A 15,451-nucleotide genomic window follows, 5' to 3' on the forward strand; every position below is an offset into this window, starting at 1 on the left:
CAGCATCCACTGCCCTCGGTTCGGAATGGCGCGCGGCCGCCGGTGACGCCAGCACCGCCGCGCAGCCTTTCTGTCAGCGGGTGCGCTTCTCGATCTCGTCGATCGCATCCGCCAGCGGCATCACTGCCGCATATTTTTGCTGCATATCGAACAGATTCGCCTCGTGCGGCGCAATGGCGCGGTCACCCACGCAGTCGGACAACACGAGCGGGCGAAAACCGTACGACATTGCGTCGACGACGCTGGCCCGCACGCAGCCGCTGGTCACCGCCCCGGCAACGAGCAGCGTCTGCACGGCACGCTGCGACAACCAAGGCGCGAGCTGCGTGCCGAAGAATGCCGACGGCACGACCTTGCGAACCACCAGTTCGCCCGGCGCCGGGGTGAGCTCGGGCACGATGGCGCTGTTCGGGTGATCTTCCGTGAGCGTTGCCATGCCCGGCACCTTGAGCGAGAAAACGTTGTCATCGCTGCCATCGTCGGCGTAGACGATGCGGCTATGCGCCACGGGCCAGCCGTGCTGGCGCGCCAATGCCAGCGCATCGACCGTTCGTGCGATGGCCTGGGGAATGTTGCCACCGCCAAAGGTCTTCGGATCGGCAAAGCCGACCACCAGATCGACAATCAGCAAGCCGATGTTGCCGTGCACCGGCAGCGGCGTGCCGAAGCCTTGCCGCTGATAGACGTGGGCTTCGGCGTGTTGCGGGGTATCACTCATGTCGGTTGTCTCGCGGTGAAATGCTGGCCGGGTCGTGGCCCGGGATGTGCTGCGGGGCGTCGTGCCGCACGACTCATTCGTTGATCACTCGGCCGTCTTTCACTACGACAGCGTCATCGAGCGACACGGTGCAGTTGCGCAGCGGAATGTCGATGTGGCACGTCGTGGTGCGGCTGCCGCCGCCTTCGTTGTTCGGGCCGAGCGAGAACAGAAAGTTGCCTTCGAAGGCGCGTGCATCCATGCCGATGGTCGCTTCCTTGTTGTACAGGCCCAGCGTTGACCAGCGCGCACGCGGTTGCAGCCCCCAGCCGATGTGCGAAATGGCGTAGCCCTCCGGGTCGCGGAACGTCTCCATGTAGTCACGCAGCAGCGCGGCATCGACGCCGCCTTCGATGCGTGTCGCATAACCCTTCTCGACGGTCAGGACGATCGGCTCGGTGACGTAGCGCTTTTGCGGCAGAAGGATGTCGCCGCGATCGATGACGATAGTGCCGTGCGCGGTGTGATCATTCGGGTACGACAACGCAAAGCCGCTCGGCCAGTGATCCCATCGCCCCGGCTCGTCGACGAAGCCGTATTCCGCCGTCGGACCGAATTCGCCCATCGGGCAAATGAACGATGTGCCTGCCGGCGACGTCACCCGCATCTCCCGCGCGGCGTTCAGCTTGGCCGCAGCCGCCAGCACGCGCACCTTGTCGGCCAGCGTCGGCACCATGCGCGCCAGCACCTCCGGCGGCTCCACCGCCAACAGGATCTTCGTGCCGCTTTTGAGAATGTCGTGCTGTTCCGGCGAGAACAACAGCGTCATCAGGTCGAGCACGAGGTCGCTTTCCTTGAGCGCAGCAATCGCGGCGCGGTTGCCGGTCAGCGGTGTCGTGCCGAGATACGCCAGCGAGTCGCGGCTGAATGCCTTATCGCCATTGACCGGCGGCAGATCGAGCCGGTTGACGATGGCGCCCATCGACTGCGTGGCGATCAATGCGCACTGGAGCGTTTGCGGATGCGTCGACGCGCTGGTGAGAATCGTGACGGTCTGGCCGCGCTCTAGCTTCGAGAGCGTGAGCACCTCTTTCCACGCTTCGATCAATTGGAAATCGCTAATCGCCATGGGTTGGCTCCTGTTTCTGTGTGACGTCAGGCGCTGACCGGGCCGCCGAGCGTTGCCCCGAGGAAATCGCCGAACGCGGCGTAGAAGCCGGCCGCGTTGTCCCAGGGAATCATGTGCCCGGCGTTGGGCACGCGCACGTGGCGCATCGTCGGCGTGGCCTGCTGCAACTCGGCCACATCGTCGTCGCGCACGACGTCGCCGTTCTGCGCCGTGATCAACAAGGACGGCACGTGCAGGCGCGCGGCATCGGCGTGGAAGTCGTCCGTGTGGAAACCTTCGTATGACGCCAGCACTGCGCGCTCGTCGCAGGTATGCAGCCATTCGGCGCGCAGCGTGCGCTCTTCTTCGGTCCACGTGGGGCAGAACGCGCGCATGCCCTCGGCGTCCGTGCCGGCACGGGCGAGTGCCATCGAGTCGACGTACCACGGCAACTTGCCGGGATATTCGCGACGGCCCGGGCCGGACACGGGCGGATCGATCAGCACGACCGACACCAAACCTCGCGGCTCGCGCATTGCGGTGCGCGCGGCAATGCGTGCGCCCATCGAGTGGCCGACGAAGATCACACGGTCCAGCTTGAGCGCAGCGATCAGTGCTGCAACGTCGTCGGCTTGCGCGTCGAGGCTGTAGTCCAGTTCCGGGGATGCGCTCGACAATCCGCGCCCGCGCACGTCAAGTACATAGGTATCGAACTCCCGGCCGAGTACTTCGCCGACGAAGCCCCACGTCACCGCGGGACTGGTGATGCCGGGAATGAGCACGATGGCCGGTCGCGCCGCACGTGCGCCGTGCGTGCCGCCGTAGCGCAGGTAATGCTGACGAATGCCGTTGGCGGCAACATTCGCGCCGTACTGAAAAGTCGAGGGCATAAAACAGACTCCGGGATAGTCAGAACGTCGAACAGGAAAGGCCGGCGAATCAGTACGCACCAGACAGCAGCGCACCCGCCCCCGGCACGATCGGCTCGAGATCCAGCTCGCGCAGCATCGCGTAGGTCGTGGCGATGGCGGCGGTGATCACCGGCTTGCCCGTCATGGCCTCAACCTGCGCGACGGCCGGCAGCGACGGCATTTGCACGCACGCCGACAAGACGATCGCGTCAGCCTCCTGATAAGGCAGTGTCTTTACGATATCCGGCAAGCGGCTCGGATCGTGGCGGCCGACGTCGAGGTTGTCGGGGATTTCCAGCGCGCGGTAGGCAATGACGTCGAAACCTTCGTTGCGGATGTAATCGACGACGAGTTCGGTCAGCGGCACCATGTACGGCGCGACTACCACGATGCGCTTCGCGCCGATCACGCGCAGTGCATCGACAAGCGCCCCTGCGCTGGTGAGCACCGGCGCTGCGCCGCCATTGGCAATGGTCTGCTCGGTCAGCCGCTTTTGCGAGATGCGGTGATAGCCGTGTCCCATGGCCATGATCGCGACCAGGCAGGCGTAGCCCAGCACGTCCACACGCGCGTCGCTCAGTTCGAGGGCGCAGCGATCCGACTCGGCATCCATCGCGGCGAGCTCTTCCTTCACGACCTTTTTCATGCGCATCCGGCTTGAATGGAACGTGAACCGCTCCGGCCGGATCGTCTCGCGCAGCCGCAGCATCGCGGGGATCTCGGTTTCCATGGTGGTGTTGGAACTCGGCACGATCTGGCCGATGCGGTAGCGCTTGCTCATAAGGGCATTCTCCCGAGGGGGTGGCGACCTGATTGGCGTGCGGCAAATTTGTCGTGCACACACGATAAATGGTCAAGGTGCGAGAAACTCTAGCGCACACATTTGATTTTCGCAATACAAGACAAAATCATTGCGAAGCCGGTAAATTCCGCGAAAACCCTTACTGAAAAAGAAAATCAATCATTTGATTTCGGGTAAACACGGAGACGGTATTTTTTCGCTTGCGATTGAAATTTATCGTGTGTACGCTACGAATCACCGAACTCAACCAGCCCGGACATCTCTCTTGTCCATGACCGTGCCGGGCGTACGATCAGGAGCCTCCATGAGCAAACCACGCATCGCCATCATTGGCGCCGGCCTGGGCGGCACGGCCGCAGCCGGCCTGTTGGAACGCAGCGGCTACGACGTCGCGCTGTACGAGCAGGCACCCGCCTTCTCCCGCCTGGGCGCTGGCATTCACCTCGGGCCCAACGTGATGAAGATCATGCGTCGCCTGGGTATCGAAGATGCGCTGAACGTGATGGGCTCGCACCCTGACTTCTGGTACAGCCGTGACTGGAAGACGGCCGAAGCGCTGTCCCAGATTCCGTTGGGTGACTTTGCGCTGAAGACCTATGGCGCGACCTACCTGACCGTACACCGTGGCGACTTTCACGCGTTGATGACGCAGGCGGTTGCCCCCGGCACGATCCGTTTCGGCAAATGTCTGCAATCGGTGGAAGACACGGGCAATGAGGTGCGCCTGACCTTCACGGACGGCACGACCGAGACGGCCGACATCCTGATCGGTGCGGACGGCGTCAATTCGAAGATTCGCGAGCATCTGCTGGGCGCCGAGCCCCCGCGCTACACGGGCTATGTGGCACACCGTGCCGTGTTCCCGGCGTCGTTGCTGGCCAACAAGCCTTACGACATGTGCGTGAAGTGGTGGTCCGAAGATCGCCACATGATGGTCTACTACGTGACCGAGAAGAAGGACGAGTATTACTACGTGACCGGTGTGCCGCAGAAGGAATGGCCGGAGGGCGTATCGATGCTGCCGAGCAGCCGCGAGGAAATGCTCGAGGCGTTTGCGGGTTACCACGCCGACGTGCAGCACCTGATTGAAGTCTCGCCGACGATCACCAAATGGCCGCTGCTGGAGCGCGACCCGTTGCCGATGTGGAGTCGCGGACGTCTGGTGCTGCTGGGTGACGCCTGCCACCCGATGAAGCCGCACATGGCACAAGGCGCTGCCATGGCTATTGAAGACGCCGCGATGCTCACGCGCTGCCTCGATGAAGTCGGCGTGACGGACTACGGCAACGCCTTTGCGCTTTACGAAGCGAATCGCGCGGCGCGCGCCTCCGAGGTGCAGCGCGTGTCCCACAACAATACGTGGCTGCGCACCAATGAGGATCCGGCTTGGGTATTCGGCTACGATGTGTTCGAGATTCCCCTCGTTCCCGCCTCGTCGCTTACGGTGGCGCCGCCGTTGACGGCTGCCGCCTGAGTGCCGGGCACGGGACTTGCATGAACCTGCGGGGTGATGTGTCCGACGTATGCGGTCCGGATGACGTCACCCCGATTCTTCGTCTGCGAGCCTGCCCATGGCTGTACCGAATTCTGTTGCAGGACCGATCGCGCTGTGCATAAACGGCACGCGGCACACCGTGGCCGACGCCACGCCCGATACGCCGCTGCTCTATGTGTTGCGCAACGATCTTGCGCTTAACGGCCCCAAGTATGGCTGCGGACTGGGTCAGTGCGGCGCCTGCACGGTACTGGTCGATGGCCAGCCGACACGCTCGTGCGTTGTGCCCGTGAGCGTGGCACGCGAACGCGAAGTCACGACGCTCGAAGGCTTGGGCGGCGTCGACGACCTGCACCCCATCCAGCGCGCGTTCATCGACGAGCAGGCGGCCCAGTGCGGTTATTGCCTGAACGGCATGATCATGAGCACCAAGGCGTTGCTCGACCGCAACCCGATGCCCGACGACGCTGCGATTCATGACGCGCTGCGCTTCAACCTGTGCCGCTGCGGCACGCACTACGAAATCGTCAAGGCCGTGCACCGCGCGGCGCAATATCTGCGACATGACCCGGCTCGATGACGACGCGCGCCATCGCGCGCTTGACGGCAGCTCCCACGGTGCCGAGCTGAGCGAGGCTGATGCGACATCGCCACAAGGTGACGGGCCGCATGCCACCTACGGCTGGCCCACGCGTGACGGCGCTGCGGTCGCGCATCTCGATGTGGCGGCCCAAACGCGCACTGACGGCACACTCCGCACCTGGCACTATCGCGCAGACGTTGGCAGCGACATCGCACCCGGCGACGCAGCGCTTCCCGTGCTGCCTTCGCACGATGCCGGCGCACTGCCGCCGCAGTTGTATCGCCTCGATGCGAGCGCGATGCAGGTGAGTGACGCGGGCCACCGCATTCCACCGCAAGCCCATACGTTCGCGCGCGAATCGTTCATGGATGAAGTGGCCGCCGAAGCCGATCAGGACCCGGTCGGCTACCGGCTATATCATCTCGACCCCGAGCGCGACGCCGGTGCCCGCGAAGTGATTCGCATGGTGGCGCAGCGCGCTGCGTGGGGGGTGCCGGAACGGGCCGACACCATCAGTGCTCCCGCCGGCTGGCAGCGCGGACGAGGTTTCGCGTTCGATGGCGAGGCATCGGTTGCTGACGAGGGCGCTGCCCCGGATACATGGTCGGCATGGGTCGTCGATCTCGACGTCAATCCGCAGTCGGGTGAAATCGCCATTCGCCGCGTGGTTGCCGGTCAGGCCACCGGCGAGCCTGGTGCAGCGCCAGAAGTTGGCGGCCTGCCTGCATGGCAAATCACTGACGCGATGCAGCGCGCGTTGGGAATGGCGTGGAATGCCGCGCCGACGCACGATGAAACGGGTAGCGCCGACGACGGACAGGCCGCTTTGGCAGTCGCACTCCGACGCGCTTTGACGCAGGCCAGCACTACGCCGGACAGCGCCGACACTCCCCTTTCAAGCCTCGACGCCGAGCGTCTGGCGCGCTCTGCGGCACCGGCTGCCGCCGCAATTGCCAACGCGTTGTTCGATGCCACCGGCGTTCGGCTGCGACGGCCGCCCTTCGATCCGGCCAGTCTGCGCGATGCACTTCGCGACGCGAACGTGTCACCGGAAAATGCTCCCGCCAATCAGCGTCGCCCGGCCCGCTGGCGCCGCTGGCTCGCGGGCGGAGGGATTGGCGGCGTGGTTGGCGGCTTGATCGGACTGGCGTGTGCCATGTTGCCCGGTGCACCCGCGCTTGCGCCGATTGCTGCGGCAGACAACACGCTATGGTCCAGCGCAACGCTGGAGCGCGGCCGTCAGGTCGCGTTGGCCGGCGACTGTGCCGTCTGTCATACGGCCGCGGGCGGCGCGGTTAATGCAGGCGGTCTCGCGCTGGAGACGCCATTCGGCACCGTCTACTCGACCAACCTCACCCCGGACGCCGAGACCGGCATCGGGCGGTGGTCTTACGCTGCATTCGCGCGTGCCATGCGTGAGGGCATTTCGCGCGACGGCGCTCATCTGTATCCGGCCTTCCCGTACACCGCGTTCGCAAAGATGAGCGAGCCCGACATGCTCGCCCTGTACGCCTACCTGATGTCGCAGCCCGCCGTCGCGAATACGCCGCCGAAGACTGCGCTGCCCTTCCCGCTCAACCAGCGGCGTCTGGTGGCCGGCTGGAACTGGCTGTATCACGACACGGCCGAATATCGCCCCGATCCTGCGCAATCGACGTTATGGAATCGCGGCCGCTACCTCGTCGATGGGGCGGGCCATTGCGGTGCCTGTCACACGCCACGCAACATGCTCGGCGCCGAACGCGAGAAGCTGTATTTGCGCGGTGGCGAGGCCGAAGGCTGGCGCGCACCGCCGCTTGTAGCTTCCCCCGATGCGCCGGTGCCGTGGACAGAAGCCGCGCTGTTCGACTACCTGCGAACCGGTTTCTCGCCTGAGCACGGGGTCGCCGCCGGGCCGATGGCACCTGTCGTGTCCGGCCTCGCCGCGCTGCCCGAAACGGATGTCCGGGCGATTGCGCATTACATCGCCTCGCTCTCACCGCAGGCGGATGCGTCGCAAGTCGCCGACCTTGCGCGGCAACGCGCCAGCGGCGTCGATCTCGCGACAACGCTAGGCATGGAGAATGGACGGCGCACCTTCGAGGCGGCATGCGCCGTCTGCCATACCGAGTCGGGCGGCGTCGGACACTTCGGCGTGCGCCCGCTCATGGGGCTCAACACGAGCGTGAGTCAGGCCAAGCCCGACAACCTCATGCATGTCCTGATGAATGGCATCGACCAGCCCGCTACCGAAGCGCTCGGCTACATGCCGGGTTTCCGGGATGCATTCGACGATCGTCAGATCGCCGAGCTCGCGTCGTATATTCGCGCTCGCTATGCACCTGACCAGCCCGCGTGGCGAGACCTCGACGCCGCGGCGGCACGCGCCCGCACCGCACCCTCTCACTGACCCGCCACGGAGCCCCCGCCCATGCACAGCGTCGATCGCGAAGTTCTCGAAACCGCTTCACGCTGGCTATCGCAGGGGCGTGGTGTGCAGTTGTTCACCGTCGTCGCGACATGGGGCTCGTCACCGCGTCCACCGGGTGCCACGCTGGCGATTCGCGATGACGGCCGGCTCGTCGGCTCGGTGTCGGGTGGCTGCATTGAAGACGATCTGATCGACCGCTTGCAACGCGACGGCCCGCCCGGACCGCTCCCCGAACTCGTCGAGTATGGCGTCAGTGCCGACGAAGCGCATCGCTTCGGATTGCCCTGCGGCGGCACGATGCGGCTGGTGCGCGAAACGCTGTCCAGCGCCAGCGCCCTGCCCGGTCTTATCGAAGCGATCTGCAACGGCCGCGCCATGCGTCGCACGCTCGACATGACCACGGGACGCGTCACACTGACACCGCTCGCCGAGCACGGCGACGGCGACGCTTGCGTGTTCGACGCGTCAAAGCTCGTTACCACCCACGGCCCAACCTGGCGGCTGCTGCTTATCGGCGCAGGGCAGCTCACCCAATACGTCGCCAACATTGCACTCACGCTCGATTACGCCGTCACGGTCTGCGATCCGCGCGAGGAATATCGCGATGGTTGGCACATGCCGGGCGTCACGCTGGTGCGCACCATGCCGGACGATACCGTCATCGGCATGCGTCCCGACTCGCGCATGGCGGTCGTTGCACTCACGCACGACCCCAAGCTCGATGACCTTGCGCTGATGGAAGCCCTCATGTCGCCCGCGTTTTACGTCGGCGCGATCGGCTCACGCAGAAATAACGACAAGCGTCGCGAGCGGTTGCAGCTCTTTGGCGTGACGCAAGCCGCGCTCGCGCGTCTGCGGGGCCCCGTGGGGCTGCACTTGGGCGGGCGTACGCCGCCGGAAATTGCCGTGTCGATTGCCGCGGAATTGACCGCGCGGCGGCACCGCTTGCCGGTGATGTCGTTGATGGATGTGCAGGCCGGCAAGGCGCTCGCCGGCTAAGCAAATCGATCGCGATCAGCAACGCGCAAAAAAAAGCCGGCTTTTGCCGGCTTTTTACTTTCCTGTATCGCGACACGGGGCACCGTCCGGTGCCCGCGCTGCGCTCAACGATTTACCACGTGTTTCGGATACGACAGCGCGAGTGCGCAGCCAATCACCATGCAGACGCCAAAGCCGTAGATGCCGGCCGACTGCGAGTGGAACGTGTCGCGCAGCCAGCCGATGAAGTACGTGCTGAAGAAGCCGCCGAGATTGGCCAGCGAGCAAGCAAAGGCAATGCCTGCCGCTGCCGCCGATCCCTTCAGGAAGGTCGACGGCAACGCCCACACCACCGGCATGGCGGCGGCTGCGCCCAGATTGATCAGCGAGAACAGCACCACCGTCATTGCGGTGCCATGGTTACCGCTGGCGAAGATGAACATCGCCACGGCCGACAGCAAGAACGGCAGCACGATGTGCCAGCGTCGCTCCCGCAGGCGATCCGAGCGCGCGCCCCACACCAGCACGCCGACGACGGCGAGTGCATTCGGAATGGCCATCAGCCAGCCGATCGTGTACGTGTCGCGCACGCCCGTGTCCTTCAGGATCGTCGGCAGCCAGAAGCTCACGCCGTACAAGCCGAGCAGCACGCACAGGTCAACCAGCCCGAGAACCCAGACCTTCAGATCGGTGAACGCCGCGCCCAGGTTGTGGCGCTTGTGAACGCCGGCGTCCTTGTCGAGATTGGCCAGCAGCACCGCCTTCTCCTGCGGCGTGAGCCATCGGGTAGATGCAATGTCGTTCGGCAGATACATGAAGATCGCCACCCCGAGCACGACCGACGGAATGGCCTCGATAACGAACAGCCACTGCCAGCCGCCGAATCCGTGCGCACCGTCGAACATCTGCATGATCCAGCCCGACAATGGGCTGCCGATCATGCTGGAGAGCGGCAAGCCGACCATAAACAACGCGATGATGCGCGCGCGGCGTTCATCGGGATACCAGCGCGTCAGATACAGCAGCACACCGGGCAAGAACCCCGCCTCGGCGACGCCGAGCAGAAAACGCAGCACGTAGAACTGCGTGGGCGTGGTGACAAACGCAGTCGCGCCCGAGATCAGGCCCCACGTGATCATGATGCGGGCAATCCACAGCTTGGCGCCCACCTTCTGAAGAATCAGATTGCTGGGCACTTCGAAGAGGATGTAGCCGGCGAAGAACAAACCGGCCCCGAGGCCATAAACGGTGTCGCTGAATTGCAGCGCACTGAGCATCTGTAATTTGGCCAGTCCGACATTGATCCGGTCGAGATAGGCGGCGAAATAACACAGGCAGAAAAACGTGATCAGCCGCACCGTGACCTTGCGGTACAACGCATCGGCGTCGGTGTTCGGCGCGGCCGCTTGCGTGACCAGGTCTGGCGTAGAGAGAGAGGACATGGCGATTCCCGGGTAGCGTAAGAGTCTGGGTGGATCGTCCGCCCGGCGAGAATTCGGGCGTGTGCGCTCGGCACTGACGGATGTATAGCATGAATAAAAAGCGTATGCGCTAGAAAAATAAGTGGCAAAACACGCCTGCGCAATGCCCTTCAGCACGCCGCACAAAGCCCCACAAAGGCGGACGTATAACGCCACATCCTAGCCCTAGGGTTTTCCTCTACCGTTGAATGGAATTGTTTTCCTTGAAGCGCAAATATTAAGTGTGTACGCTACGAATCAACCCTTCTGAGTCCTGACCGAGGAGCTGCCATGTACGACCGTTTTGCTGTTGACCGCCTGATCGACCTTTGGCTTACCGAAGACATCGGCTATTGCGACCTCACGGCGCAGACGATGATCGACGAATCTGCCACGGGTGCCTTCGTGATGAACGCCCGCGAGCCGGTAATCGTTGCCGGCATCGACGTTGCGGCACAAATCTTCCTGCGTTACGACCCGACGCTCAAGGTTGACGTGAAGGTGCGCGACGGGCAGCACGCCCCGAAGGGCGCCATCCTGCTGCATGTCTCGGGCAATGCTCGCAGCATCCTCACGGCGGAGCGCACCGCACTGAACATCGTGCAGCGCATGAGCGGCATCGCCAACGAGACGGCCCGCTATGTGGCTGCCATCGAAGGCACGCGCGCCCGTCTGCTCGACAGCCGCAAGACGACGCCGGGTCTGCGCATGCTGGAAAAGCATGCCGTGAGCTGCGGCGGCGGGCTGAACCACCGTCTGGGGCTGGACAACGGCGTGATGATCAAGGACAACCACATCGCCGTCTCCGGCAGTATCACGGCCGCCGTGGCGCGCGCACGCAAGCTCGTGCCGATGCTGACCAAGGTGGAAGTCGAGTGCGATCGTCTCGATCAGGTTGCTGAAGCGCTGAATACCGACGTAGACGTCATCATGCTCGACAACATGTCGGTCGAAGACATGACCAAAGCCGTCGCGATGATTGGCGGCAAGTGCAAGGTCGAGGCTTCGGGCGGCATTCGTCTGGAGACGATTCGCCCGATCGCCGAAACCGGCGTCGACTACATTTCGACGAGCAAGATCATGCAATCGGCCCCGGCCGTCGATATTGGTCTGGACGAAGCCTGATCAAGGGATATCGACGATGACGCTCCCCGGGATATTCTTCTTCGTGGTCGGCCCCAGCGGGGCCGGCAAGGATACGCTGATCGACGGTGCACGCACGTGCCTGACCGATGGCGGCCGCTTCGTCTTCGCGACGCGCACCATCACTCGCGCTGACGATGCCCCGGGGGAAGCACACATCGGCGTCACCGAGACTGAATTCGCCGCCCGCGACGCTGCGGGCGCGTTTCTGGTGACCTGGCAAGCCCACGGACTGCATTACGGGCTCGATGCCAGCTTGCGTGACGTGCTTGCGCAAGGCCGTCATGTCGTCGCCAATGGCTCGCGGGCCATCCTGCCCAAACTCATCGGCCGCGTGCAACGGCTGGTCATCGTGGAAGTCAGCGCGCCGGTGGAAGTCCTCGCCGCGCGCATCGCAGGACGCGGACGCGAAACACCCGAGCAGATCGCCGCACGGCTGGCTCGTACCGTGACAGCCTATCCCGCTGGCGTGCCACTCGTGCGTGTGTCGAATGACAGCACGAGCGACGTCGGCATCGCACGCTTCACCGCTGCGTTGCAGTCCTGCGCGCAGCCGCCGAAAAGCCGCGAATTGGCAGACGCCAAGCGTGCGGGGGTATCGCTCGATGAAGCCTCGTGGGGGCAACTGCTCGACGATCTCATGTATGACCGCTACGCCCCGGATGAGGGCGAAGCGCTGCTGCGACTACTGATCGAGCATATCGACGATGACGAGATCGTTGCGCTCACCCGGGCGCGAACACGGTTGATGCCTCGCATCGACTGGGGGCGGCCGATGGTCGTCGACAAGCACTCGATGGGCGGCGTGCCCGGCAGCCGCATCACGCTGATCGTCGTACCGCTCGTCGTAGCGTACGGACTGTGCATGCCGAAAACGTCATCACGCGCCATCACTTCTGCCGCCGGGACTGCCGACGCGATGGAAGCGGCCGCGCGGGTGGATCTCGATGCCACGGAGGTGCGTGCCGCCGTCAAGCAGGCTGGCGGCTGCATCGTATGGAACGGCCGGCTCAATCATTCTCGCGTGGACGATGTGACCAACGCGATGGTGCGACCGCTCCGGCTCGATACGCGCCGTTGGTCGGTCGCGTCGATTCTGTCGAAAAAGTTTTGCGCAGGCGCCACGCATGTCGTCGTCGATCTCCCTTGGGGGCCGCAAGCGAAGATGACGGATGAGGCGCAGGCGCGAAAGCTGGGCGAACTCTTCGAACGTGTGGGCGCGGCGTTGGGCATGACCGTGCAGGCGTTCGCCACCGACGGACGCGCACCGATAGGCCGAGGCATCGGCCCCGCGCTGGAACTGCGCGACGTGCTACAGGTACTCGACAACGATGCCACTGCCCCCAAGGATCTGCGCGCCAAGGCGTTGACGTTTGCGGCCCGCATTCTGTCGTGGCACCCGGCGATGGGCGGTGATCTTGTGAAGGCGCACGCCGCCGCAGAACAACTGCTGGCGAGCGGCAACGCGCGACGTGCCTTCGAGAAAATTGTCGATGCGCAAGGCCGGAAAGATTTCGCCGTGCCCGCCGCGTCATTCGTCGACATCGTTGCGCAGACCGATGGCGTTGTGACATCCATTGATGGCTGGGAAGTCTCCGGCATTGCCCGCGACGCCGGCGCGCCGGGCGATATGGGCGCGGGCGTCGATCTGCTTTGCACCGCCGGGCAATCGGTGCTTGCCGGTGACGTGTTGCTGCGCGTGCACGGTAACGACCCACAACGGCTGGCCGCAGCGGCTGCCCGCGCACAAGCCCTGAGCGGCATCGTGCTTCAATGATTTGACGTGACTGGGCCAGCGCCTCGATGAGCGTCGGGCACCGCGTTGACAATCTTCCGCCTCTAAATACAATAGCGAACTGAAGTCATTCAAATCGTCAACGGCAGGTCTTCGCCTCATATCACGGGGGACTTGGCAGTGAGGCATTTCCCTTCTGACGTCGAGCAAGTCCCGGCCTCCCGGTTTCGCCGGCGTGACCCGACGCCCCATCGCTCGCGACCCTCCAGCGCCCGGCAGTATGCTTTCGCGTGGGCTTTTACTGTTGCGTTGGCCCTGCTGGATCTGGGGTGGATTGACCAGTTGAAATGGTCGCTGTCGCTGACGCTCGTCGCACGAATCGGCATGGCCATGGCCTGCCTATTGCTGATCGCCGTCGCCCTCTCCCGCATCTCGCACACCGCCCGGTTTTCACCTTATGCCGAAAAGCTGCGATGCCGGGAATTGGCCCGTGGACTTGCGTGGTTTGCGGTGCTGCAATGCTTCTTCTTTGCTGCCGACGTACTCCAGTACCTTTCGGTCACTGTCGGCGCACCGCTGATCGACGAGCGTCTGATGGCGCTCGACAGACTTATCGGCTTCGATTGGCTGGCGCACTACCGATGGGTGCATTCGCACCCGATGATCGAATTCCTGTTCGTATTGGCGTACGCGAGTTTCTGGGTGCAGTTACTGATCATTCCCGTGCTTCTGGGCTATCACAGAGACGCCGATCGACTGCCCGAGTTCGTCATCAACATGATGGTTGCGGCCGTTTTATGTGTGTTGATTTCCCTGCCGATCCCCGCTGCCAGCCTGTTCCTGCACTACGACATTGCTGATATCGGGGGCGCTGCGTGGTACTCCGACTTCAGGCTTTTGCGAGAAGGCGCGTTCCCCGGTTTTGCCGCGATTCCAAGGCAAGGGCTAATTGCGCTTCCGTCCTTTCACGCCGCCACTGCCGTTCTCATCACCTATTCGTTACGGCGCACACCTCGATTCCACTATTGGGCCGGACTCAATCTGCTGATGCTGATCGCGACACCCAGCCGAGGCGGGCATTATCTGGTGGATGTATTCGCGGGTGTTCTGCTCGCGATTGCCGTGATTGCCATTGGCCGGCTAGCGAGATAGCGCGGCCTCGTTGCCGCAGAACTCGACAAATGCCATCACCGCCTCATCCGGCGCTCGCTCAGGATGACGCCGCATGACATAACGCCACGAACCCGCCAGCCTGAGATCCGGCACAAGAACTACCAACCGGCGCGCCGCGACCTCCTCGTCAATCAGCGGCGTGCGGCCCAGCGCAATGCCGACGCCCGACACGGCGGCTGACACGACTGCACTCATGCCATGCAGGATGAGCGGGTCGCGCGAAGCACTAGTCGCAACCCCCATGCGATCCAGCCACGCGTTCCACGACGTTTCCGGGCTGCCCGCATGGTCCTCGGCAATCAGTCGATGACGCGTGAACAACGCCGGATCGTCGTGCCGGGACCGGGAGATCAGCGAGGGGCTGCAAACCGGCACAATCGTCTCGCCCGCCAACGGCACATCGTCCGCCTGCGCAACGCGCGAACCCCGGTCATTGATATGCAGAAATGCGAGATCGATATCGCGCGTTTTCCAACTGGGGTTCTGGTTCGTGTGGAGATGCACCTCGATGTCGATGTCGGGCCGTTGCTCCATGAAGCGCCCGATACGCGGCACCAGCCAAAGCGCGCTGAATGACGCGTTGGCCGAAAGGGAGAGGCGCCGCCGCTGGCAGCCACTCGCCGCCAACCGTGTTTCCCGGCACGCAATCTCCAGCAATCCCAATGAGCGCTGCACCGACTTGAGAAATGCGGTGCCGAGCTCAGTCGGCTCCGCCTTCTGATCCCGAGTGCCACGCCGCAACAGCGTGCCACCGATATCGAGCTCCAGCGCCTTGATCTGTTGGCTCACGGCGCCCTTGGTGACGTGTAGCTCATCTGCCGCACGACTGACGCTGCCCAGACGCGCGACGGCTTCGAAGGCTCTCAGCGCTGGCAGCGGCGGCAAATGTTTGGGCAGGGTTTTCATGGGCGATTAGGTATAGCAAAACTCAACCAATGGTAGAGAAAGTATCGCTA

The 15,451-nt window shown here is 63.9% G+C and carries 13 protein-coding genes; 7 read left to right on the forward strand and 6 right to left on the reverse strand.

All coding sequences use genetic code 11. From position 1 onward, the window contains the following. Positions 1-73: 73 nt before the first annotated feature. From CDV44_RS07860 to CDV44_RS07875, 4 genes are all read right to left on the reverse strand, one after another. Positions 74-718, reverse strand: coding sequence for an isochorismatase family protein (locus tag CDV44_RS07860; RefSeq protein WP_087687528.1), 645 nt, complete (start codon positions 716-718; stop codon positions 74-76). A 73-nt stretch (positions 719-791) separates the two neighbouring features. Then, positions 792-1,826: a 2,5-dihydroxypyridine 5,6-dioxygenase gene (locus tag CDV44_RS07865; protein WP_087687529.1), complete on the reverse strand. Its 1,035-nt coding sequence runs from the start codon at positions 1,824-1,826 to the stop codon at positions 792-794. 26 nt (positions 1,827-1,852) lie between these two features. Continuing rightward, positions 1,853-2,695, reverse strand: coding sequence for an alpha/beta fold hydrolase (locus tag CDV44_RS07870; protein WP_087687530.1), 843 nt, complete (start codon positions 2,693-2,695; stop codon positions 1,853-1,855). A gap of 49 nt (positions 2,696-2,744) precedes the next feature. Next, entirely contained in the window at positions 2,745-3,497 is a 753-nt protein-coding gene (locus CDV44_RS07875) for an Asp/Glu racemase (RefSeq protein ID WP_087687531.1), read from the reverse strand. Between the two features lie 325 nt (positions 3,498-3,822). Here CDV44_RS07875 and CDV44_RS07880 point away from each other — a divergent pair, with 325 nt between their 5' ends. From CDV44_RS07880 to CDV44_RS07895, 4 genes are all read left to right on the forward strand, one after another. Then, a complete protein-coding gene (locus CDV44_RS07880) occupies positions 3,823-4,992 on the forward strand; it encodes an FAD-dependent monooxygenase (RefSeq protein ID WP_087687532.1) in 1,170 nt (389 codons plus the stop codon). 97 nt (positions 4,993-5,089) lie between these two features. Further along, positions 5,090-5,593, forward strand: a complete 504-nt coding sequence (locus CDV44_RS07885) for a (2Fe-2S)-binding protein (RefSeq protein WP_087687533.1) — start codon at positions 5,090-5,092, stop codon at positions 5,591-5,593. Next, positions 5,577-7,985 carry a c-type cytochrome gene (locus CDV44_RS07890; protein WP_087687534.1) on the forward strand — a complete coding sequence of 803 codons (2,409 nt, stop codon included), beginning with the start codon at positions 5,577-5,579 and terminating at the stop codon, positions 7,983-7,985. Before CDV44_RS07885 ends, CDV44_RS07890 begins: the two co-directional genes overlap by 17 nt. Positions 7,986-8,006: 21 nt before the next feature. Next, a complete protein-coding gene (locus CDV44_RS07895) occupies positions 8,007-9,005 on the forward strand; it encodes an XdhC family protein (RefSeq protein ID WP_087687535.1) in 999 nt (332 codons plus the stop codon). Between the two features lie 104 nt (positions 9,006-9,109). On the opposite strand, the gene CDV44_RS07900 is transcribed toward CDV44_RS07895, so the two are convergent. Beyond that, positions 9,110-10,426, reverse strand: coding sequence for an MFS transporter (locus CDV44_RS07900; RefSeq protein ID WP_087687536.1), 1,317 nt, complete (start codon positions 10,424-10,426; stop codon positions 9,110-9,112). A 309-nt stretch (positions 10,427-10,735) separates the two neighbouring features. Here CDV44_RS07900 and nadC point away from each other — a divergent pair, with 309 nt between their 5' ends. The 3 genes from nadC to CDV44_RS07915 all read left to right on the forward strand — a co-directional run bounded on the left by nadC (position 10,736) and on the right by CDV44_RS07915 (position 14,474). After that, entirely contained in the window at positions 10,736-11,569 is an 834-nt protein-coding gene (nadC, locus tag CDV44_RS07905; RefSeq protein WP_087687537.1) for a carboxylating nicotinate-nucleotide diphosphorylase, read from the forward strand. A 16-nt stretch (positions 11,570-11,585) separates the two neighbouring features. Continuing rightward, positions 11,586-13,364 (forward strand): phosphonate metabolism protein/1,5-bisphosphokinase (PRPP-forming) PhnN, encoded by a 1,779-nt coding sequence (phnN, locus tag CDV44_RS07910; RefSeq protein WP_087687538.1) that lies wholly within the window; start codon positions 11,586-11,588, stop codon positions 13,362-13,364. A 267-nt stretch (positions 13,365-13,631) separates the two neighbouring features. Then, complete coding sequence (locus tag CDV44_RS07915) at positions 13,632-14,474, forward strand: phosphatase PAP2 family protein (RefSeq protein WP_087687539.1); 843 nt, start codon at positions 13,632-13,634, stop codon at positions 14,472-14,474. Here the strand turns inward: CDV44_RS07915 and CDV44_RS07920 are convergent. Then, positions 14,463-15,401, reverse strand: coding sequence for a LysR substrate-binding domain-containing protein (locus CDV44_RS07920; RefSeq protein ID WP_087687540.1), 939 nt, complete (start codon positions 15,399-15,401; stop codon positions 14,463-14,465). The genes CDV44_RS07915 and CDV44_RS07920 overlap by 12 nt on opposite strands. Positions 15,402-15,451 lie beyond the last annotated feature (50 nt).

Origin of the sequence: Pandoraea sp. PE-S2R-1 (assembly GCF_002179865.1) — a bacterium.
Taxonomy (GTDB): domain Bacteria; phylum Pseudomonadota; class Gammaproteobacteria; order Burkholderiales; family Burkholderiaceae; genus Pandoraea.